We start from the raw sequence: 20,743 nt of genomic DNA, 5'->3' as shown, positions 1-20,743 counted from the left end.
TAAATGGCAAACTGGGATGAAATTAGAAAAGAATGGGAAACGAGTAAGGTTACATTAGCTGCATTAGCAGAAAAACATGATGTTAAATTAGGAACATTGAAAAGCAGGAAAAGTAGAGAAAAATGGTCGAGGGATGCAACTAAGAAAAAGGATGCAACCAAAACAAAAAGGATGCAACCAAAAAGAGAAGAAATAGAGCCAGTTGTTGAGTCGGAAAATCTGACTGAAAAACAACGGCTTTTTTGCATTCACTACATTAAATACTTTAATGCCACGAAGGCTTACCAGAAGGCTTATGAGTGCGCTTATTCAACAGCTATGGTTGAAGGACATAGGCATCTAAGAAATCCTAAGATAAGCGTTGAAATAGATCGTATGAAGGAAGAACAGACGAATGGATTGAAGTTAGGTGTTCGTGATATCCTTCAAAAATACATTGATATCGCCTTTGCGGATATAACTGACTTTATAACATTTGGTACTCATGAGGTCGTGCAGAAAGATGAACATACAGGCGAATTATTAACAAATGAACACGGGGAACCATTAACCGATTATGTAACGCAAATTCACTTGGTGGATTCAGAGAGGGTAGATGGAACCATTCTGACAGAAGTAAAAGAAGGTCGAGACGGAATATCAGTCAAGTTAGCCGACAAAATGAAAGCTCTTGAAATGCTCTCGAAATACTTTGATCTATTATCTGAGAATGATAAAAAACGTCTTCAGGAAGAGAAACTCAAAGCGGATGCAGCTAAAGCGATGGCTGAGGTGGAAAGAATTAGCAAAGATACCGGTGACGATATAGAAGAAATCATTGTTGTTGACGAATGGAGCGATAGCAATGAATAAGACTAAGAGAAAACAAGTCATCTTCAACGTACAGAGGAACATCAATCCACATTTTAAAGATGTGTGGACCTCAAAAGTGCCTTACAACATTCTAAAAGGCGGCCGTAACTCTTTTAAATCATCAGTTATTGCTTTGAAACTGGTATTCATGATGCTCTTATATATCATTCAAGGTGAAAAGGCAAATGTGGTTGTTATTCGTAAAGTGGGTAATACAATTCGCGATTCGGTCTTCAACAAGATTCAATGGGCAATCAAGTTATTTGGGATGACTAGCAGATTTAAAGCTACGGTATCGCCGTTTAAAATAGTTCATAAGAAAACAGGAAGCACATTCTATTTCTACGGTCAAGATGACTTCCAAAAACTGAAATCAAATGACATTGAAGACATTATCGCCGTTTGGTATGAAGAAGCTGCAGAGTTTGCTAGCGAGGAAGAATTTGACCAATCAAACGTTACCTTCATGCGACAGAAACACGTGTTAGCTCCATTTGTTCAGTTCTTCTGGTCTTATAACCCACCGCGTAACCCATATCATTGGATTAATGAATGGGCTGACAGGATGGTTGGAGAAAGTGATTATCTGGTACATGAATCAAGTTATTTGGATGATGAACTAGGATTTGTTACTGAGCAGATGCTTAAAGATATTAATCGTATTAAGAATAATGACTATGATTATTATCGTTATATCTATCTTGGAGAGCCTGTCGGGCTTGGAACGAATGTTTATAATATTAATTTATTTAAAGAACTGGAAGAATTGCCTTCTGATGATAGAATCATAGCTTTGTATTATTCTTCTGATGGTGGGCATTCGCAATCAGCTACTACTCATGGTTGTTATGGATTAACAGCTAAGGGTAAGGTTATTCTGTTGAATACGTACTATTATAGTCCTGCTGGCAGAGTTGAAAAGAAGGCTCCTAGCGATCTATCGAAGGATTTAAATGAATTTATAACAAAGACAGCGCAGCAAGATTATTGGCGCGGTGCTAGGATAATGAATCGTACCATTGATAGTGCCGAAGGAGCGCTTAGAAATCAGTATTACAAAGATTATCGACAGCATTTAACGCCTGTCTCCAAGAAAAAGAAAGTTGATATGATTGACTACCCTACCGACCTTTTAGCGCAAGGTCGTTTTTATTATCTCAAAAATCCTTATCCAACTGGAATGCAGCATGCAGACAGTAATGACATTTTCATAGAGGAACATAAGAAGTTCTCTTGGAAAGAAGAAACAATAAACAGTGATAATCCGGAAGTTATCAAAGAGGATGATCATACTTGTGACCAATTTATATATTTATGTTTATCTAATGCACGTGACTTCAGATTGAAAGTTTAGGAGGTGAAGCCGTGAAAGTTATCCAGCACATTAAAAATCTATTTAAGAGAGGAGGTTACGCATTGTCTGGTAAAGATTTAAAATCAATTAATGAACATCCTAAAATTAATATTGATCCAAGGGAACTAGCAAGAATAGAGCGTAATTTAAGGCAGTATGAAGGCGATTATCCGAATGTAGAGTATTACAATTCTCATGGAGACTTGCAAAGACGTGATTATATGTCACTGAATTTGCGAAAATTGAGTGCTGATGTGCTAGCTGGACTTATTTTTAATGAGCAATGTGAGATTAATGTTTCTGATGCAGATGACAAAACAGAAAAGCCAAATTCATTCGAATCAGCTCATGAGTTTATCAAGCATGTATTTGAACACAATAAGTTCAAGAAAAATTTAGCTGATTACCTGGAGCCTGCACTTGCTCTTGGTGGATTGACAGTAAGGCCTTATGTAGATATGGAAACGGGAGAAATTGAATTCTCTTGGGCTATTGCTAACGCTTTTTATCCGTTAAGAAATAATAGCAACGGGATAAGTGAAGGTGTAATGAAATCGGTAACCACTAAACATGATGGAATCCGCACCATTTATTACACATTACTTGAATTTCACGAGTGGGAAAAAGGCGAGGAAGGCAATAATTTGTATGTTATTACAAATGAACTTTATAAATCGGAAAGTCCGAATGAAGTTGGTAAGCGTGTTGCTTTAGAAGAAATATACGAAGGCATGCGGGAAAAGACTTATATCCAAGGTTTGACTAGACCACTATTTAATTACTTAAAGCCATCTGGATTTAATAATATAAATCCACACAGTCCACTAGGGCTAGGCATTTGCGATAACTCTGTATCCACTCTTAAAAAGATAAATGACACATACGATCAGTTCTGGTGGGAAATCAGAATGGGGCAGCGCACGGTGTTTGTAGATGATTCCGTGTTGAATACTATCCCAGACGAAAGCGGACGACCTCCTAAACAGGTTTTTGACCCAGATGTTAACATTTATAAATCAATGCGTATGGGTGAAAACAAAGATGCGATACATGATGCCACTAGAGATATTCGTACAGAACAGTATATAGCAGCCATTAATCAGTCGTTGCGAACTCTAGAAATGGAATTAAAGCTTTCTGTCGGTACATTCTCTTTTGATGGTCGCAGCATGAAAACAGCAACCGAGGTTGTTAGTGAGAATGATTTAACTTATCGCACTCGTAATGACCATGTTTACGAGGTTGAGCAGTTCATTAAAGGCTTAATCGTATCTGTATTAGAACTAGCTCAAGCCACTACATGGAATAACGAACGTCTATTTGATGGCGAAATACCAACATTCGAGCATATTGGTGTGGACTTTGATGATGGTGTTTTTCAAGATCGAACGGCTTTGCTGCGATTCTATGGACAGGCTAAACAGTTTGGCTTTATTCCTACAACAGAAGCAATTGAGCGCATATTCAAAGTTCCGAAAGAAACTGCTGAGGAATGGTATGAGCAAATTATTATGGACCAATCGGATATGGACCCAGTGGAGATTAATACTCGGAGGGAACGGCGAGAGCTTGGAGTTGAAGAGTAATGGAACCTAAAAAACCAAGAATTACCCCCGTTCAACTGGATTTATGGTCCGGCAACATGTCTGAACTCTATAATTCTCTTGAAGGAGAAATAATCCGCATTATCATTAAACGCTTGAAACGTGGTTCTGATAATATTACCCAATGGCAAGCGCAAAAACTATCCGAATTACGCTTATTCAACAATGAAGTCACGAAACTACTTTCGGAAGTTACTAGCGTGGCAGAATCAGAGATTAAACGCATGTTTGAAGATACAGGAACAGCCATTGTAGAGGATATTGACCGAGTTATGCCTTATCCTACCCAACCAATGCCAAACAATCTAGATAGCGTTATGCGTGCTTATCATGAGCAGGCATGGAGTGAGATTGATAACTACGTCAATCAAACTCTGATTACTACTAATTTCGGAAATGGAACAGCAGCAAAGGCATATACGGATGTATTAAACAAAACAGCTGCATCATTCAACACTGGATTATATACATTTGAGGATGCGGTTGAGCGCTCTGTAATGGAATTAGCACAAAAGGGTATTAATTCTACTTTTATAGATAAAGGTGGCAACACTTGGAGTCTTGAAAGGTATTCAAGAGCAGTTTTGAAGTCTACGCTGGGGAACACATACGATAACCTGCGCAAAGACCGTATGGCTGATTATGGAGTTTATAACGTTGTGGTTACAAGTCACGCAGGAGCGCGCGATGCCTGTTCGGTTATTCAAGGTCAAGTAGTCGATTTAAGGCCGATGGAGGAATTGCCACCAGACAGCGAATATCGTTCAATATATGACCCTTATTGGAAGGCTGCGTATCAAACGCCGGGCGGCCATAGAGGTGTTGAATGTAAACATCTACACATTCCTTTCATTCCTGGAGTAAACACCAATAACCAACCGCAATTTGACCAGGAATTAAATGCAAAGGTTGCTAAGGCTCGTGATAAGCAAAGGCAAATTGAAAGGTCGATTGTTAAATATAAAAAGAATCTCATGGTCTCTAATGAGTTGGGCAGCGATAAGGCTGCATACTGGCAATCTATGGTTACTCGAAGGCAAAAAGCTATACGTATCCATTTGAAGAACAATGGGGAGTATTTGAGTCGGAATTACCGGAGAGAAAAAGTATATACTCCGATTGATACACTGTTGAAGGACTTTTCTTATAAGGATTGAAAGAGGTGATCCATTATCTCGTTGGTAGCATACGTTAGCTACTATTTTTTATGCTTATTTTCGTCTTTTTAGCACTTGCAGACGTTAAAGATTCAAGGCGGTTCGTGGTCGTAACCCACGTTAAAAAACGTAACCAAATGGAGGTAATTATAGATGAATAGAGAGTTTCTAAAAGGTTTAGGACTTGAAGATGATGCAATTGACAAGGTGATGACTGAACATGGAAAATCACTTAATTCCGTAAAAGAAAAAGCTGACAAAGTAGATGGTCTCGAAAGCCAAATAGAAGATTACAAATCTCAAATTTCAGACCGGGATAATCAGCTGGAGGAATTGAAAAAAATTAACCCCAAAGAGTTGCAAGCTGAAATCGATCGTTTGAAAGAAACGAATGAAACATCTGCAAAGGATTTTCAAGCAAAGTTGGAAAAACAAGCATTTGAATTTGGTCTTGAAAGAGCGTTAGTTAATGCCAACGTGCATAATCCGAAAGCTGTTAAAGCACTCTTAGACATTGAACAAATCAAATTAGATGGCGATAAGTTTTTAGGGTTAGACACTCAACTCGAATCATTAAAGGAGTCGGACCCGAACCAATTCAAACAAGACCAAAAACCAAATTCACCAACTATTGTTGCTCCCGGTAACCCAAACGGTGGCGGAAGTGGAACGTTAACAAAAGAACAGATCATGAAAGAACCGGATGCTATTAAGCGTCAGAAATTGATTCAAGAAAACAGTCAATTATTTCAATAAAGAGAGGACAATTTAAATGAAAAAACAAAAACAGTTATTAAAAATGAACTTGCAAACATTCGCTAGAGCGGACAACTACCCAGAGCCAAACACACAAATGCAGGATAACTTTAGTGCGTTAGAAGCAAAATCGATCGATTACACTTATCGCTTTGGGGAGAATTTCAGCAAATTCATCGAAGCGTTGGGCATTACTCGTCAAGTTCCGGTTCAAGAAGGTTTCACAATTAAAATGTACACTGCGCCAGAGGTTGATTTAGCTGATGGCAACGTGGGAGAAGGGGAACTGATTCCGCTTTCTAAAGTGACGCCTCAACCAGCCAAAACTAAGGAAGTCACGCTCAAAAAGTATCGTAAAGTAACGACAGCCGAAGCGATTCAGCGTTACGGTCGCGATGAAGCGATTAACATTACAGATGATGCGCTTGTAAGAGAAGTGCAAAAGGGTATTCGCGACGATCTATTTGATGCCATTAAAACACACGGAACTGAACAAGCAAATTTAAACGCTGGTACACTCCAAGGTGCTTTAGCATCTGCGTGGGGAGCGTTAGAAGTTTTATTCGAAGATGATGTAATCACAACAGTAGCTTTTGTCAATCCAATGGATGTGGCTGCTGAAATTGCGAACAAAGAAATCACTTTAGAAAATCAATTCGGATTACGTTACTACGTTGATGTAACTGGCACTGTGGTAATGCTGAACAACACTATCCCACAAGGGACTGTATATGCTACTGCTGCCGATAACTTGCAAGTCGCTTACATTCCGGCTAATTCCGAAGCGTACCAAGAATTTAATATGTATACTGATGAATTTGGATATATCGCAATGGCTCATGGCCAGCAGCTAGAAACAATGTCTGTACAGACTGTACTGGCATCTGGTGTATTAATTTTCCCAGAGCGCTTAGACGGTATGGTTAAGATTGATATTGCAGGTACATCGGGGGAGTAATAAACCCCGAAATTGACAATGTCACGCCAACGACTGACGGGGCAGTCATTGATTTTAAATAAGGAGGGCTTTTATGTATAAAATCTACAAAGGTGAGAGCGTGGTTGTAGAGGGTGAAAGCCCTCTAACAATCACTGGAATTAATCCAAATACAGATGTTGCTGCAGGTGAATATCAAGCGGTAAGGGTTGAGGATGATAGGGAATCTGAAAGAGTGGATATCCCTGCATTTAAAACATTACCAATTGCAGTTACTGGCGTTTCTGTTAATCCAACAACTTTATCATTAGACACAGGAGCGACAGGTAATATAACAGCGACGGTTACTCCGGCAAACGCAACAAATAAAAGTGTTACTTGGCAATCAAGCAATACTGGTGTAGCAACAGTTAATGGCTCTGGTGTTGTAACTGCAGTAAGTGCAGGCAGTGCCACAATTACGGTTACGACAGCTGATAGTGCTAAAACAGCGACTTGCGAGGTAACAGTAACGGATCCAGTAATTAATGTAACTGGTGTAGTTTTATCACCTAAAACATCTAATGGCGAAGCAGGCACAGAAGGAACAAGGCAATTGACAGCTACTGTAGAGCCGACAAATGCCACGAATAAGAGTGTATCTTATGCGATTGCACCATCCGCAACAGGTTTATCTGTCAATAACAGTGGTTTAATCAGTTGGTCAGCTGATACACCTGCAGGAGAATATACAACTACGGTTACTACGGCCGATGGCTCCCATACTGATATGCATGTATTGACGTTGACGGAACCAGAGCCGGACCCAGAACCGGAAGAACCAGATCCAGAGGAGCCAACTGATCCAGAAGGCGGTGCTTAATAATGCCGTATTTAACGTATGAGGAATTTAAAGAATTAAACAAGGCAGATGTTGACGAGAAGACTTTTGATAAGTTGCTTCCCAAGGCATCTGCCTTGTTAAATAATGTCACAAACCACTTTTATGTCATAAATGATATTTTGCTAGATAATCCGTGGCGCGTGAATCAACTTAAACAAGCATTATGTGCTCAAATAGAGTACTTTCATGAATTAGGTGCATCTACATTCGAATCTATTAATAAAGCGCCACAGACGTTTTCTGCGGGCAGGACAAGCGTATCCAATGCTAGTCGTTATAATCCAAGTGGTGCAAATGAAAGTAAATCACTTGTTGCCGAAGATGTTTATATTTTCTTGGAAGGAACAGGGCTGTTATATGCCGGTGTTGCTACATGGTAATGCCTAAACCGCCGAAAGAGTTCTGTATCGACTCCTTTATTTATAGTGAATTTGTAGAAGATGGTTGGAATGGTCCGGTATACAAAGAACCTGTCTTAATCGAACATTGCCGTATTGATCGCGGTGCTGAATACAGTCAATCTACAAACGGAAAGGTTTTGCTTTTTAATGCAATTGTTTTTTGCTATGAAGGGATTACAACGCCGATGCCGGTATTTAAAACTGAAGACACAATTCATTTCGATGGAGTAAACCACAAAATCATTAAAATTATTCCAAATTATGAAGCATATGAGCCTGTTTTATATTCGTATGAATTGGAAGTGGTTTAATGGTAAAAATCACTGTAAATCTAGGTGGTGTAAGGGAAAAGTTAAGCCCCCAAGCAGAACGGCGGGGGCAATATGCACTTGCGAACCAAGCGCTTGCGGATATGAATCAGTTTGTTCCGATGAAAGACGGGATTCTAAGGCAGACAGCAACCATTGATATTGACGGCAAAGGGATTAACTACAACACTCCATATGCTCGAAAACAATTTTATATGCATGCATATAACTACACAACACCAGGCACTGGTCCACGTTGGGATAATAAAGCAAAGGGAATGTACATGCAGGATTGGATAAACGCTTATATAAAGGGGGCTGATTGGAATTGATTTTATTGAAAGATTAGCAGAAAAAGTTAACCAGATTCCCAATCTACCAATTAGGGTTGAGCCCGGTTATCTCGGAGCTGGTGAATCATTCGTATTTTATCCATTACCAGGCTCACGAGTAACGCAAGAATATATGGACGGAACAAGTGACCAGCAATTAAACTTTGAATTTGCTATGCGTTCAACGATTCAAGGAAAGATTAATCAAACGTTGTGGGTTGTTTCCAATGCATTGGAAGAATTGAAAGAATTAGAAAGTCAAGATGGTAGTTTCGAGTTTCAAAACATTGTAATCACAAACAAGCCTTTCATCAACCAAGCTGATGACCAAGGCTTTTTTACTTTTTTATTAGATATACAAGCAAATATTACAGTTTTTAAGGAGGAAAAAATCAATGGCTAGAAATAAAAACGCACTAAGAGGTCATTTTATTCAAGCATACACACCCGGAGAGGAAGAGCCGGGAACTGAATGGTTAGAGTTAGCTAAATGGATTACAACTATCGGTGACGATACACAGGAAGAAACAGAAGAATTCGCTGATTATGCAGGTGACGGAACGCCCACAAATGACGTTATTTCTGTCGCGGGTGCTTATACACCAGAAGGAACCTATGACCCTGATAATCCTGCACAAAAGCTAATTGCTGATTTAAAATATAAAACAGGAGAAGGCCGTAAAATTTGGCATCGGGTAGTGTCTGCAGACGGTCAAAAAGAATGGGTTGGAAAAGCGACTGTAACAGCGATTGTGGCGGGTGCGGGTGATGCATCAGCTTACGAAACATTCAGCTGCAATATTCGATTTGACCAGCTACCAGAGGAAACCGTTCTAACTGGTAATGATGGTGAGTCGGGGGAGCAATCCGCCCCACCGTTGGGAGAGTGACACCGACAACGGATGGGGCAATAGTAGAATTTGAAGAAAATAATGGAGATGCCTAAAAAAGGAATCTCTTTTTATTTAGGAGGATGAATATGTCAGGTATTCAAATTGATATAAAGAGATCCGGTTTCCCTGTGAAAATCGGTGAAGTTGATTTATGGTTTGATGATTCATTAGAAAATATAGTCAATTTTTTTGACGCAGAAAAGAAATTACAGGAAAAAGATTTAGAAATAGCTGAGAAGCTTAAAAAGTATGAAGATGTTGATGAAACCAACATGGATACCAAAACAGCAAATAAAATTTTGGAATTAAAAAAAGAGAGTATAGCTGCCTTTTATGATGAAACCTTTGGAGAAGGTAGTTTTAAAAAGGTTTATGACAAATACCCTCACGTTGACGAATTAGAATCTATCATCGTCCCTATTAGTAAGGCTATAAGCGATGCAGCTATTGAAAGGCAAAACAAACGAATGAAACAAGCAGAATCTGAATTGAACGAGATTGATAAAAAAAGAGCAAAAAAGAAGTAGGTGTACCAAATGCGGTTGAAGCTTAACGACCCTTTAGTCACCTCTATTGATTATAAAGGCAAAGAATATGACATAGATTTATCGTTTGACAACGTACTTGATGTTTTTGATGTACTCAAGATTCCTCATCAACATCCATATGCCAAGGCTAAGAAGTGTCTTGAATATTTGCTGGGCGAAGGGGACATTGAGGAACAGCATGTTATTGATCTATGGAATTATATTTTTGAGAATTTTATCATATTCGAAAGGAAAAAACCTATTGAATATGACCTAAAGGGAAATCCGATGCCAGTGCACGAAGATGACGAAGAAGAACAGCACATCGATATAGCGCAAGATGCAGAATTAATCTATGCTTCGTTTTTACAGGCTTACAACATCGATTTATATCAGCATCAAGGGAAGATGCACTGGCACCTGTTTAAATCGCTTTTAAACGGTTTGCCATCAAACACCATCTTGCAAAGGATTGTACAAATCAGAGCTTGGAAGCCTAGCAAGCACGATTCTGCGGAAGATAAGAAAAACATGGAGAAATTACAATCAATATATGCATTGGAAGATAACGAGCCGGAGTAATGGCTCTTTTTTAATTTTTGAGGAAAGGAGGAGATTACTATTTCAGATGGCCGTATATCCATAGATATTGAAGTTAACGGAAAAGAGGTCCGAGTCGCATCCAAAAGCTTAGGAGAGCTAGAAATGGCGGGGCATGATGCAGGACAAGGCGTGAAAGAAACTGAAGAAGGCTTAAAAGGGGCCAATCAGGAGTCCCAAAAAGCATCAGGTAACATTAAAAAGTTTGCCGCAGCATTAGGTTTAGTCGCAATCGGTGCAGCAGCGTTTACTTTATTAAGAAATTCAATGGATGATGCAATTGCTAGATTTGATACACTAAACACTTTTCCTAAAGTTATGGAGCAAGTAGGTTTTTCGGCAGAAGAATCAGAGAGAGCTATCAGCAGGCTTTCTGACGGGATTGACGGACTGCCTACCAAGCTAGATGATGTTACATCGACAGCGCAACGATTAGCTGTTATGACCGGAGATTTAGACGGTGCAGTCGATACTACTCTTGCATTGAATAATGCATTTTTAGCTAGTGGGGCTAGTACGGCAGATGCATCGCGCGGACTTGAACAATATGTGCAGATGTTGGCCAAAGGAGAAGTGGACCTGCAATCATGGCGAACGCTACAAGAAACAATGGGAGTGGCGCTTAATGATGTTGCTGAGTCATTTGGATTTGCGGGTGAAGCCGCACAAAGTCAATTATATGATGCTTTAAAAGAAGGGCATATTACATTTAAAGATTTTAACGCGAGATTAATAGAATTGAGCAATGAAACAGGCGGTTTTGCTGACAGAGCAAAGACAGCTAGTAGTGGTATCGCTACATCGATAGGTAACTTGCGAAACGCAGCAGCAAAGGGAATCGCTAATATTATACAGTCTTTTGATAATTTATCGAAAGAAGTAACAGGCAAGGATATCGCCCAAAACATCGACGGCATGAAAAATATAATTAATGCATCGTTTAAAATTATCGGTGATGTAATCGAGGGTACTGTGCCCATCGTAAAAGTGTTTGCAGCAGTGGTTAAATTGATGATACCTGTAGTAAAAGCATTAACGCCTGCAATAATTGGCGCGACAACGGCTTATGCAGGCTTTTTAATTGTAAGTAAAGTAACGGCAATCATAAAGGCATCCACAATAGCGATGGGACTGTTAACCGGCAGTATGAAAGCGGCAGAAGTCGCAACTATCGCATTAGCGGCAGCGAAGAAACTATTAGGTGGTCCGATAGGTTGGGTAACCGCTGGAATTGGAGCACTAGCAGGCGCAGCTGTTGGATTAGTAAAATGGTTTAATAAATCAAGCGCAGAAGCTGAAAAACTGGAAAAAGAAGCCGAGAACCTTTCAAGCTCAGCGGATGAATTGACAGAAAGTATTGATGGGACATCTAAAGCTTATGAAGACAACATAAAGGAAATCACTGCATCAGCCAGTCATAGTGAAAATCTAGCGAAGAAAATAGAGGATCTATCTGCGAAAGAAAACAAATCAGCAGAGGATAAAGCGTTGCTAAAATCGCATATCGAAGCATTAAATGGCTCAATTGTAGGTTTATCTATCTCTTACGATGAAGAAGCCGATTCTATGAGTATGTCAAATGAGCAAATACAAGCGAGAGTTGACCTCATGAAAGAAGAAGAAAAAGGTATAGCAGCACAAGAAAGGTTAGCTGAAATTGCACAAGAGCAAATAGATACTCAATTACAACTAAATGAAGTTATCGAATTACGGGATCAATGGAATCAAAAGTTAGATGAAGGTACTGTGAAATCAGGAGAACACAAAGATGCTATAGCTGAACTAGATGAACAAGAAAACTTGTTAAAAGGAACGTTAATCGAGTTAGGAGAGCAATACGGCATAACAGAAGGCCAAGTTATTGAAGCGGCTAATAATGCAGCTTTAGCAGTCGAGGAAGGTAATTTAAGACAAGTGACATCATATGCGGACCTTGACGAACGTCATCAAGAAGTTTTTGACAACATGAAATCTAGTTATGACGAATTAGTGGTAAACGCAACTAATGCCTTTGCCAAAATGAACGAAGAATCAAAAGTGTCTGCCGATGAAATGATTGCTAACCTTAAGCACAATCAGCAAATGACAGAAGAATGGGGAACAAACATTGCTGAACTGTACGAGTATGCATCTAAAAACGGTCACGAAGGATTTTTACACTGGCTAGAACAATTAGGACCGGATTCAGCGGCTGAAATAGCAGTAATCAACGGAATGTCTGATACGAAGTTAAAAGAATTTGCTGAGTTAATGGATGATGGAGCTTCAGTTGCAGGAGACAGTTTCAAAACGTCATTAGGTGAAGAGTTTAATGATGCTGTTGATGTAATGATTAATTTTGTGGATGATGGCTCACAAACGTTAAGGGAACAAATTAAAAACTCCGGTTTTGATGAAATTGGGAGTATGGTGCCAGAGGGACTTGTTGAAGGAATTAAATCCGGAACAGGTGATGCAGAGAAAGCCAGTAAAGATATGGCTGATAAGACAACAAAAGCAACTAAAGAAGCGTTTGATACTCATAGTCCATCTCGGGTATATAAAAAGATTGGTGGGGACCTTACAGACGGATTATCGCTAGGTGTGCGAACAGGAACAGCCGTAGTTATGAGAGCAGTACAAACGATGTTTAGCCGCGTGTTAGTTACTTCTAACTCGAGTTTTAGACGGGTCAATAGTTCGTTTAAACGCGGTACTAGCATGATTAGAACAACGATGGTTAATCAATTCCAGTCGATTGGTTTAAATGCGATGTCTGGATTAAATGTTGGCTTAAATGCCGGTAGCGGACGTGTGATGTCTACAGCAAGGGGCATTGCAAATCGTGTTGCCGCAACGATGAAAAGTGCATTAAGGATACATTCCCCTTCTAGAGTGATGGAGGAAGAGGTCGGCTTGGAAACTACCGCGGGTATCGTAGTTGGTCTCCAAAAAGGCGCTCGATCTGTTTACTCAGAACTTAATAAACTGTCTAGTGGAATGATGCGAACGTCTACACCAGAAGCAGCCTTAGGAACATCAAGCATGGCTCATCCTACAACTGTAACCCATGTTGTAGAAAGAATTAGAGATAACGCTACGGCTTCGGTAAACGCCGGAAATCGCAGCCAAACAATAAATATCGAAGCTGGAGATGTCATCGTGGACGGAGATAAAGTAGGTACGGTTATTTGGCGGAAAGTGAAAGAAGAAATAGACCGTGACAATGACATCGTAAAGGCATTTGGGGGGTGATACTTTGCTTTTTAATGGAATAGATTTAGAGCCATATTTTAGGATTAAAGACATCCGAGGTAGAGGGCTTATACAGCGACAAATCAACGGCGTTACTGTTCCCGGAATGCCGGGAGAACATTTGTCTTCAATTGAAGAACCAGTCAAGTACCTTGAAATTGATATAAGGATTGTTAATGAAAATTTAAGAGGTACGATTGATGAATTAAATGAAATTTTTTCAACGGATGGCCCGGTGCCAATAGTGTTTCCGGACGAACTGGACAAAGTATATTACGGAACGGTTGAAACGTCATCTGAAAATGGCGAGAAGTTTCATTTAAATCGTCACGATACTACGTTTGTAATTAGACGTTCCGATCCATATAAATACAGTCCTGAACAATCATACGACCTCTTAGACGAATCAACCGTTTACAATCAAGGCACAGCAGAAGCAGACCCTATATTTGAAATGGAAGTCCTAAAGCCTGTCACATTTGCCATGATTCAGAATCAGAATCAAGAGTATCAAATGATTGGGACTCCTGCAGATGATGATGTTGAGGTTGTGAATACCAAGCCGTTAATCCTATCAGAACGCGGAGAAACACTTGATACGTGGGCAACAACAGGATTGAAGGTTGATGACTACTTTATAGACAATATCGCTGGAAGTTTAAGATATGACGGGACTGGTATTTTAGCGCAAAGCTACGGAACAGGTAATGAAATACATGGTCCTGCAGCAATCAAAGAATTACCATCCTCACTACAGGACTTTGAAATTGAAACGGTATTCGATACAATCTCCAATTTTCCGGAAGACAATTACCGGATGGAGATTTATTTTTTTGATGAAGGTATGAAGATGCTTGGGAAAATGGGGATTAATGATAATAACCGCAATTTTATCCGTAGAATTGGTCTGGGACGTGTTGGTGAGTATGCAGGGGCTAACACCCGTTATGCAATTGGCTCTAATCGTTTCCAGCGGGATGATTTGCAGAGAGTTGCTTTAATGTACTTGCGGGTAAAGCGTGTGGGTAATAAATATACGTTTTATATCACGGAAATACGCAACGGGAGACACGCTTCGGGTGTAACTGTAGAGGAAACGTATACTGATGTTGCCGGAGATTACCTAGGACGATTAAAATATGTACAGTTGTTTATCGGGAACTGGCAAGACCGCAATAGAACATTTAGAACAAGAATTAACTATATAAATGTTTACGAATTACTACAAGAAACAGTTGACCAGACACCTTATGCATTATATCCAGGGGATCTTGTTGAACTTAATCATAAAGACGATGACATATTAGTAAATGGAGAACCGCGAAATGACCTTAAAAATTTCGGAGGTTCTTTTTTTAAGTTAAAAAAGGGCGGAAATACCATCATTGTTACCCCTGAGGATAGTTTTAAAACTAGGGTTAAGTTTAGGGATAAGTTTAGATAGGAGGGAGGAAATCAATGTCACAAATACACATCACAAACGGACAGCAAGACACTATTTTAGACTTTATTACTGCAAACAATATTATCAGTGACAATCATAAAAAATCACTTGAAAACACACTGGAAACTTATCAGTTTATCACTTTTGCGGATAAAAGGTTTAGTCAGTATTTAGAAAAACGTAATCGTATTATTATACCAGATGAAGATGAAACGTTACGGGAATTTGTTATAGCAGAAGCAATCAAATATAAGGACCGTGAAGGATATAAAGCGCAAGTCTATGCCAATGCTTCCTATCTTGAATTAAAGAAAGCTAGCATTTTATATCCTAGTACCTTTACTGGTAGCGCTAGCCAGCATGCAGGGAGAGCCCTAAACGCGACTGGTTGGCAAGTAGGGATTGTCGAATCAAATGGCACCCGTACTTTATCCATTGAAAACTACACGAATCCGTATGAGTTTTTGAAGCGAATCGCGAGGGAATTTGGTTTAGAATTACGATTCCGAATCGAACATAACGGTAATAAAGTTACAGGGCGTTACGTTGATTTACTTGAACGTGTAGGCATCTGGCAAGGTCGTGAGGTTGAATTTGGTAAGGATTTAGATGGCATCCGTAGAATAGAAAAACAGGATATCGTCACAGCTTTATTAGGCTTGGGTCCAGAGGACGGTGACGGTAATCGCATAGAGGTGCTAGTCGAAGATGAAGAAGCTTTAAAACGTTGGGGCAGAGTTGACGAACATGGCAACCTACACCATTTAATTGAGCCGTATGAAATCCAATCCGATCGCACGGAAATGACAGAACAAGAAGCACGGCAATATACGCGCACGGCACTTGATAAACGTATCGACACACAAGTTACCTATGAGACTACTATTATTGACCTCGAAAATGTCCCGGGGATGGAAAATAAGAAAATTAGATTTGGTGACACGATAAAAATTAAAGACACAAAATTTAATCCGCCTTTATATCTTGAAGCTAGAGTATTTGAACAAACTCGCTCAATTAAATCTAAGGCTAAAAAAGACATCAAGCTTGGTGACTACACCGAGTACACAGAAGAGGAAGTCAACGCCCTTTTCAGACAGTTTCAGGACGAAATCCGTAAACGAATTGAGCGCATGGTTTTAGCGACTATTGTATCCAACGCGGGGACTGTATTTAAGAACGGGATTGGTTCTACACAACTCGAAGCCAAGACGTTCCTTAGTGGGCATGAAGTGGACGAAGATGGCACCAAATATGAATATCGTTGGCATAAGTTCGATAAGGACGGCCACTATGTCGCTGGATTTTTCGAGACCGGAAAAAGGATAAGTGTAAACGCTGATACGATTGACGAGAAAGCTTCCTATCGCATTGAAATCATCTTAAATGACGAGGTATTAACACTGTCGGAAATCACGCTGTCGAACGTGTTTGACGGAGAAGAAGGAGAACCTGGACAGTCGTTATATACATGGATGAAGTATGCTGATAGCCCTACTTCTGGTATGTCTGACTCTCCGGAAAATAAGAAATATATCGGACTGGCTTACAACAAAGAAACGCCTGTTATGTCTACTGATTATGGTGATTACACGTGGTCGAAAATCGAAGGCGAGCAAGGTGTGCCCGGCGAACCGGGAGACGATGGAACTCCCCGTTTTACTTGGATTAAATACGCAGATGACGAAAACGGGAGCGGTATGAGTGACAGCTCTGAAGGTAAAACGCATATAGGGTTAGCTTTTAATAAAGAAACACCTAATGAGAGTACAGATGCTGGAGATTACGAATGGTCTTATATGCCTCAGAATATTGAGATTGGTGGAAGGAACTATTTCGTAATACACGAATCCAAGGAAGACACATTATTATCTTGGGCAACCGGTAGAGAAAATACTGAGATTGGATCTTTAGCAAGTGGATTTATCTCAGCTAAAACAGGAGAAAATTTTGTGGTTGGTCCGGTCGGAACAAATCAATTATTTTATTATGACGAAAACAAGCAGCATATAGGCGGTTACGGAAACCAACACGGCGGAGAGTCTATACTTATTCCGGATGATGAGGGCATCCGATTCATACGTGTTGTTTTTAGATATAATTTTTTGGGTAACTATTCGAAAAATGATGTGGTCATCCAAAAAGGGAACAAAGCAACCGACTGGACACCAGCACCCGAAGACGTCCAGCACGAGATAGATATAGTTGACCAAAAAGCTGACAACGCTCAGGAATCTGCTGACGGTAAAAACACTGTATTTAGGCAATCCACAACTCCATCAACATCTAATCGTAAGATAGGCGATTTATGGTTTAAAACAGACGAAGGGAATCTGATGCACGTTTGGACCGGCGAATGGACGAAAACAAAATTTGATTACCAAGCGTTGTCTGTCGGTAAACTATCAGCGATTAGTGCTGATTTAGGAAATGTGACGGCTGGGGATATTCAAGGGGTGACAGTGAACTTAGGGAATGGCAAGTTTATTGTGGATGAAAATGGTAATGTTTCGTTTGCCGGAGATTTGGATGGAGCATCCGGAACGTTTAATGGGATTGTCTCCAGCGGAATACTAAAGACAACTATGGTGAAAATCGGTCCAGATAATCCTAGTATAGGAAATTATCTAATTGGAATGGAAATTAAAAACCCTGTAAGAATATCTGATGAGGTTTATCAGTGGGGAGAACCTTTTGTTATAGAAGTAGAAAATAATCACACTAAGATGGACTTCCCCGGAGCCCTCAACCTTTGGGGAGTGGGTCTTAACTTTAATGGGGGGGCTGTAGAAACAATAGTGTCTCGAGGTTCAAACGCAAATGGAGAATACGTACGCTATGCAAGCGGTATACAGATTTGCTGGTGTAATCCAGTCCCGGCAAGAACAAACAGGGGGGCTGCCAGCGGTATTTATTACTCCGATATTATACGTGTAGATTTTCCTGCGAGTTTTGATAGATTTATTGGGGTGATTGTCAATTCAGACGGTACGCTAAGATGGGCAGATATTACAAATACACCTCTGCTAAGCTCCTGTCAAGTAAGACAGTTTGCAGTAGGCGAATATAATACGGATATGGATATTCGAGTTATGGCTATAGGGTGGTGGAAATAGTGCAAATATTATTTAGTCCTCAAATGAGCGACGAGCCTATACATTATGTTTTCGAAGACGAAAAAATTGTAGCCACATATAAAGGAATAACCGACACATTCGACTTCTCTGATTTTGGCGACGGAGTGCTTCAAACATATACTGAAGACATGGAAACAGGAGAGGTTATTGAGACAATCGAAACATCGTTATCTATTGTGCCCATAATTCATGCTGAAAGAAAAAATGGGGAATTATTTGTGAGGCTATTAAACTTTTATGATGAGGAAGAAACTGATCCAGATGTTTTATATCCCAAATGGGGGGTAGTTTCCGATGGCTAAAATGGAATGGAAATCAGCAGAAGAAATCGAATCTGAAAAGAATACGCCAAAGCCGTTGTCTGAATTAGACAAGTTGAAACAAGAAAACGAAATGCTGGCGCTAGCAGTAATGGAATTATCATCTTTTATGCTGGAAGGGGGGAAATAGATGTTGGCTATGTTATTTGCAACTTATATCATCCGCGGCAAGTGGGCATATAAAGAAGTCCCAGGAATACTTCAAGATGATGTTAAAAAGTTATTAATTGCTGAAGGCAGAGAAGATTTAATAAGCGCATAGGCGCTATTTTTTATGACTTAAATGCCCTCCTTAAATATCCGATATAGGTATTTGGGAGGGTGTTGAGATTGGAAATAACTAGAAATCCACTTAATGATATAGCATTGCAGTTATTTTATCTGGGAATAATGATAGTTGTTTTTATGGTAGCGGCAGCTATTATAATAAGATTTTTACCTATATTACGTAGAGCTCAGAACTTCATTCTAAGTTTAGCGGGACTAGCAGCTTTTTATGTATGGGTTCAAATTACTTTTATGTGAATTTGATTTTAGGTAAAAAGAAGGACTTTTTCCCCTCTTGTCGAATGAGTAGATAGGAGGGGATTCAAATGAAAAGGGATATGGAACTTGTTAGAGAAATATTATTATCGATTGAAGAGAGCGATAATCGTAAGGAATTAGATATTCCTAAAGAATGGGATAGAGAAGTCGTGGCTTATCATCTCAAGATATTAGATCAAGCTAATTTTGTTGAAAATAAAACTAAATGGGCTGGCGATAACGTGTTTTGGCTTTATGCTTCTCTAACCTGGGATGGTCATGAATTCTTAGATTCTATTAAAAATGATAATGTATGGCACAAGACCAAAGAAGGAATAAAGACTAAAGGATTCGAGCTCGGAACCGTTCCTCTAGAAGTGGTGAAGGAATTCGCTAAATTACAATTAAAAACGGTATTTGGTTTAGAATGATACAAATAAAAAGCCCCTCATTAGGGGATGCTTTTTATTTTGGTGAAAAGAAGGACTTTCTCCCCACATGTCGAATGATGATATGAGGAGGGATATCATGACCGCGAAATCGGAATACCAACTGATGGCACTCATTGATTTATTAATCAAAAAAGGTGTCATCACTGATAAAGAACTTGAAGAAACAGACAACATTATAGAAAGTTTACTAAGTAAAGAGCGCTCCTGATGGGGTGCTCTTTTACAAGTTTTAATTTCTTTTCTTAATAACCGATATAGGGAATTAGGAGGGGATGTTGAGGATGAAAAAAAGAAAAATAACGAAAACTTCTTCATTTTTAGCTAGGGTTGAAGATAAAATTGTTAAATTAATCATTCCTGTTTTTGCGATATCGTCTGTGGTCCTTATACCCTATTTGGGAATAACTATACCAAAAGTTGAATTGAGAGACATTTTACAAGCCTTCGCACAATTAAATGTAACAGTTGCTATCGGAATTGGCACTTTGGCAATAGCCATTAGAGCGCCTGATAACACGAAGGTAGAATTAATTAAAGAAATATTAACAATCTTAATGATTAGCGTCTTTAGTTTTCTTCTCTCATTCATTCACCACGAAGGGATTCAAAGAGTGTATATAATATTAAGCGGTCTTGTTTTGATTTATATACTTGTTACAACTGCAAATTATATTTTAAAGATTAATGAAAGTAAAGGTAATAAAAGAAAATCCACTAAAAGAAGAAAAAAATAACTTAGTATTGTTATTAGTATTGTTAAATTAAGGAATCTTATTCGAGGTGCTTTTGAAAGAAGGATTCCTTTCCCTTCCGTCGAAATATGACATAAGGAGGGGTACTATGGAAAATGAAATCCTGCACCTGAAACTCAATGCTATAATTGATGCTTTGCGTAATAAGGGATTGTTGCTGGAAGGTGAAATAGAAATCCTCAATAAATCCCTTATGCAAACGGCGGAAGTCGCAGGATGGGACAAAGAAAAAGCAGAAGAATATTTAATTGATTAAAGGCATCTCGAATAGAGGT

At 39.3% G+C, this 20,743-nt stretch carries 25 protein-coding genes; all 25 read left to right on the top strand.

Annotation, left to right across the window (positions count from 1 at the left end):
• Positions 1 to 3: 3 nt before the first annotated feature.
• The 25 genes from NST93_RS08410 (at position 4) to NST93_RS08290 (ending at position 20,724) form a co-directional block, all read left to right on the top strand.
• Entirely contained in the window at positions 4 to 852 is an 849-nt protein-coding gene (locus NST93_RS08410; protein WP_405103077.1) for a terminase small subunit, read from the top strand.
• Positions 845 to 2,206 carry a PBSX family phage terminase large subunit gene (locus NST93_RS08405; RefSeq protein ID WP_405103075.1) on the top strand — a complete coding sequence of 454 codons (1,362 nt, stop codon included), beginning with the start codon at positions 845 to 847 and terminating at the stop codon, positions 2,204 to 2,206. Before NST93_RS08410 ends, NST93_RS08405 begins: the two co-directional genes overlap by 8 nt.
• Positions 2,207 to 2,268: 62 nt before the next feature.
• On the top strand, positions 2,269 to 3,792 hold the full coding sequence (locus tag NST93_RS08400) for a phage portal protein (RefSeq protein ID WP_405103073.1): 1,524 nt from the start codon (positions 2,269 to 2,271) through the stop codon (positions 3,790 to 3,792).
• A complete protein-coding gene (locus NST93_RS08395) occupies positions 3,792 to 4,967 on the top strand; it encodes a phage minor capsid protein (RefSeq protein ID WP_405103071.1) in 1,176 nt (391 codons plus the stop codon). Before NST93_RS08400 ends, NST93_RS08395 begins: the two co-directional genes overlap by 1 nt.
• 153 nt (positions 4,968 to 5,120) lie before the next feature.
• On the top strand, positions 5,121 to 5,723 hold the full coding sequence (locus NST93_RS08390; RefSeq protein WP_405103069.1) for a phage scaffolding protein: 603 nt from the start codon (positions 5,121 to 5,123) through the stop codon (positions 5,721 to 5,723).
• A 16-nt stretch (positions 5,724 to 5,739) separates the two neighbouring features.
• Entirely contained in the window at positions 5,740 to 6,681 is a 942-nt protein-coding gene (locus NST93_RS08385) for a hypothetical protein (RefSeq protein WP_405103067.1), read from the top strand.
• 73 nt (positions 6,682 to 6,754) lie between these two features.
• Positions 6,755 to 7,522, top strand: coding sequence for an Ig domain-containing protein (locus NST93_RS08380; protein ID WP_405103065.1), 768 nt, complete (start codon positions 6,755 to 6,757; stop codon positions 7,520 to 7,522).
• 2 nt (positions 7,523 to 7,524) lie between these two features.
• Positions 7,525 to 7,923, top strand: a complete 399-nt coding sequence (locus NST93_RS08375) for a hypothetical protein (RefSeq protein ID WP_405103063.1) — start codon at positions 7,525 to 7,527, stop codon at positions 7,921 to 7,923.
• Entirely contained in the window at positions 7,917 to 8,255 is a 339-nt protein-coding gene (locus tag NST93_RS08370; protein WP_405103061.1) for a putative minor capsid protein, read from the top strand. The genes NST93_RS08375 and NST93_RS08370 overlap by 7 nt, the downstream gene beginning before the upstream one ends.
• Complete coding sequence (locus NST93_RS08365) at positions 8,255 to 8,584, top strand: minor capsid protein (protein WP_405103059.1); 330 nt, start codon at positions 8,255 to 8,257, stop codon at positions 8,582 to 8,584. Before NST93_RS08370 ends, NST93_RS08365 begins: the two co-directional genes overlap by 1 nt.
• Positions 8,571 to 8,987, top strand: a complete 417-nt coding sequence (locus NST93_RS08360) for a minor capsid protein (protein ID WP_405103804.1) — start codon at positions 8,571 to 8,573, stop codon at positions 8,985 to 8,987. The genes NST93_RS08365 and NST93_RS08360 overlap by 14 nt, the downstream gene beginning before the upstream one ends.
• The gene (locus NST93_RS08355) at positions 8,980 to 9,474 is read left to right on the top strand and encodes a phage tail tube protein (protein ID WP_405103057.1); all 495 of its coding nucleotides are present in this window, start codon (positions 8,980 to 8,982) and stop codon (positions 9,472 to 9,474) included. Before NST93_RS08360 ends, NST93_RS08355 begins: the two co-directional genes overlap by 8 nt.
• 89 nt (positions 9,475 to 9,563) lie before the next feature.
• Positions 9,564 to 10,004 carry a hypothetical protein gene (locus tag NST93_RS08350; protein ID WP_405103055.1) on the top strand — a complete coding sequence of 147 codons (441 nt, stop codon included), beginning with the start codon at positions 9,564 to 9,566 and terminating at the stop codon, positions 10,002 to 10,004.
• A gap of 9 nt (positions 10,005 to 10,013) precedes the next feature.
• Positions 10,014 to 10,586, top strand: a complete 573-nt coding sequence (locus tag NST93_RS08345; protein WP_405103053.1) for a Gp15 family bacteriophage protein — start codon at positions 10,014 to 10,016, stop codon at positions 10,584 to 10,586.
• 123 nt (positions 10,587 to 10,709) lie between these two features.
• The gene (locus NST93_RS08340) at positions 10,710 to 13,838 is read left to right on the top strand and encodes a tape measure protein (protein WP_405103051.1); all 3,129 of its coding nucleotides are present in this window, start codon (positions 10,710 to 10,712) and stop codon (positions 13,836 to 13,838) included.
• 4 nt (positions 13,839 to 13,842) lie between these two features.
• Positions 13,843 to 15,282 carry a distal tail protein Dit gene (locus tag NST93_RS08335; protein ID WP_405103049.1) on the top strand — a complete coding sequence of 480 codons (1,440 nt, stop codon included), beginning with the start codon at positions 13,843 to 13,845 and terminating at the stop codon, positions 15,280 to 15,282.
• A gap of 14 nt (positions 15,283 to 15,296) precedes the next feature.
• Entirely contained in the window at positions 15,297 to 18,398 is a 3,102-nt protein-coding gene (locus tag NST93_RS08330) for a phage tail spike protein (RefSeq protein WP_405103047.1), read from the top strand.
• Positions 18,398 to 18,721: a hypothetical protein gene (locus tag NST93_RS08325; RefSeq protein WP_405103045.1), complete on the top strand. Its 324-nt coding sequence runs from the start codon at positions 18,398 to 18,400 to the stop codon at positions 18,719 to 18,721. Before NST93_RS08330 ends, NST93_RS08325 begins: the two co-directional genes overlap by 1 nt.
• On the top strand, positions 18,714 to 18,869 hold the full coding sequence (locus NST93_RS08320) for a hypothetical protein (protein ID WP_405103043.1): 156 nt from the start codon (positions 18,714 to 18,716) through the stop codon (positions 18,867 to 18,869). Before NST93_RS08325 ends, NST93_RS08320 begins: the two co-directional genes overlap by 8 nt.
• Positions 18,870 to 19,001: a hypothetical protein gene (locus tag NST93_RS08315; RefSeq protein WP_405103041.1), complete on the top strand. Its 132-nt coding sequence runs from the start codon at positions 18,870 to 18,872 to the stop codon at positions 18,999 to 19,001.
• A gap of 68 nt (positions 19,002 to 19,069) precedes the next feature.
• The gene (locus NST93_RS08310; RefSeq protein WP_405103039.1) at positions 19,070 to 19,264 is read left to right on the top strand and encodes a hypothetical protein; all 195 of its coding nucleotides are present in this window, start codon (positions 19,070 to 19,072) and stop codon (positions 19,262 to 19,264) included.
• 68 nt (positions 19,265 to 19,332) lie between these two features.
• On the top strand, positions 19,333 to 19,695 hold the full coding sequence (locus NST93_RS08305) for a DUF2513 domain-containing protein (RefSeq protein WP_405103037.1): 363 nt from the start codon (positions 19,333 to 19,335) through the stop codon (positions 19,693 to 19,695).
• A 97-nt stretch (positions 19,696 to 19,792) separates the two neighbouring features.
• Positions 19,793 to 19,924, top strand: a complete 132-nt coding sequence (locus NST93_RS08300; RefSeq protein WP_405103035.1) for a hypothetical protein — start codon at positions 19,793 to 19,795, stop codon at positions 19,922 to 19,924.
• A gap of 73 nt (positions 19,925 to 19,997) precedes the next feature.
• Positions 19,998 to 20,450 (top strand): hypothetical protein, encoded by a 453-nt coding sequence (locus NST93_RS08295; protein ID WP_405103033.1) that lies wholly within the window; start codon positions 19,998 to 20,000, stop codon positions 20,448 to 20,450.
• 106 nt (positions 20,451 to 20,556) lie between these two features.
• Positions 20,557 to 20,724: a hypothetical protein gene (locus tag NST93_RS08290; protein ID WP_405103031.1), complete on the top strand. Its 168-nt coding sequence runs from the start codon at positions 20,557 to 20,559 to the stop codon at positions 20,722 to 20,724.
• The last annotated feature ends 19 nt before the right edge of the window (positions 20,725 to 20,743 follow it).

This window comes from Oceanobacillus sp. FSL H7-0719, from assembly GCF_045040795.1.
In the GTDB taxonomy this organism is placed as follows: domain Bacteria; phylum Bacillota; class Bacilli; order Bacillales; family Amphibacillaceae; genus Oceanobacillus.
The sequence above is the reverse complement of the archived record's forward strand: the minus strand, read 5'-3'. Positions and strand labels throughout refer to the sequence as shown.

Bases quoted from the DNA above. Each gene is read 5' to 3' on its own strand.
- NST93_RS08410 (WP_405103077.1), top strand. From the start codon at position 4: ATGGCAAACTGGGATGAAATTAGAAAAGAATGGGAAACGAGTAAGGTT.
- NST93_RS08405 (WP_405103075.1), top strand. From the start codon at position 845: ATGAATAAGACTAAGAGAAAACAAGTCATCTTCAACGTACAGAGGAAC.
- NST93_RS08395 (WP_405103071.1), top strand. From the start codon at position 3,792: ATGGAACCTAAAAAACCAAGAATTACCCCCGTTCAACTGGATTTATGG.
- NST93_RS08390 (WP_405103069.1), top strand. From the start codon at position 5,121: ATGAATAGAGAGTTTCTAAAAGGTTTAGGACTTGAAGATGATGCAATT.
- NST93_RS08385 (WP_405103067.1), top strand. From the start codon at position 5,740: ATGAAAAAACAAAAACAGTTATTAAAAATGAACTTGCAAACATTCGCT.
- NST93_RS08380 (WP_405103065.1), top strand. From the start codon at position 6,755: ATGTATAAAATCTACAAAGGTGAGAGCGTGGTTGTAGAGGGTGAAAGC.
- NST93_RS08375 (WP_405103063.1), top strand. From the start codon at position 7,525: ATGCCGTATTTAACGTATGAGGAATTTAAAGAATTAAACAAGGCAGAT.
- NST93_RS08370 (WP_405103061.1), top strand. From the start codon at position 7,917: ATGGTAATGCCTAAACCGCCGAAAGAGTTCTGTATCGACTCCTTTATT.
- NST93_RS08365 (WP_405103059.1), top strand. From the start codon at position 8,255: ATGGTAAAAATCACTGTAAATCTAGGTGGTGTAAGGGAAAAGTTAAGC.
- NST93_RS08355 (WP_405103057.1), top strand. From the start codon at position 8,980: ATGGCTAGAAATAAAAACGCACTAAGAGGTCATTTTATTCAAGCATAC.
- NST93_RS08350 (WP_405103055.1), top strand. From the start codon at position 9,564: ATGTCAGGTATTCAAATTGATATAAAGAGATCCGGTTTCCCTGTGAAA.
- NST93_RS08345 (WP_405103053.1), top strand. From the start codon at position 10,014: ATGCGGTTGAAGCTTAACGACCCTTTAGTCACCTCTATTGATTATAAA.
- NST93_RS08340 (WP_405103051.1), top strand. From the start codon at position 10,710: ATGGCGGGGCATGATGCAGGACAAGGCGTGAAAGAAACTGAAGAAGGC.
- NST93_RS08330 (WP_405103047.1), top strand. From the start codon at position 15,297: ATGTCACAAATACACATCACAAACGGACAGCAAGACACTATTTTAGAC.
- NST93_RS08320 (WP_405103043.1), top strand. From the start codon at position 18,714: ATGGCTAAAATGGAATGGAAATCAGCAGAAGAAATCGAATCTGAAAAG.
- NST93_RS08315 (WP_405103041.1), top strand. From the start codon at position 18,870: ATGTTGGCTATGTTATTTGCAACTTATATCATCCGCGGCAAGTGGGCA.
- NST93_RS08305 (WP_405103037.1), top strand. From the start codon at position 19,333: ATGAAAAGGGATATGGAACTTGTTAGAGAAATATTATTATCGATTGAA.
- NST93_RS08300 (WP_405103035.1), top strand. From the start codon at position 19,793: ATGACCGCGAAATCGGAATACCAACTGATGGCACTCATTGATTTATTA.
- NST93_RS08295 (WP_405103033.1), top strand. From the start codon at position 19,998: ATGAAAAAAAGAAAAATAACGAAAACTTCTTCATTTTTAGCTAGGGTT.
- NST93_RS08290 (WP_405103031.1), top strand. From the start codon at position 20,557: ATGGAAAATGAAATCCTGCACCTGAAACTCAATGCTATAATTGATGCT.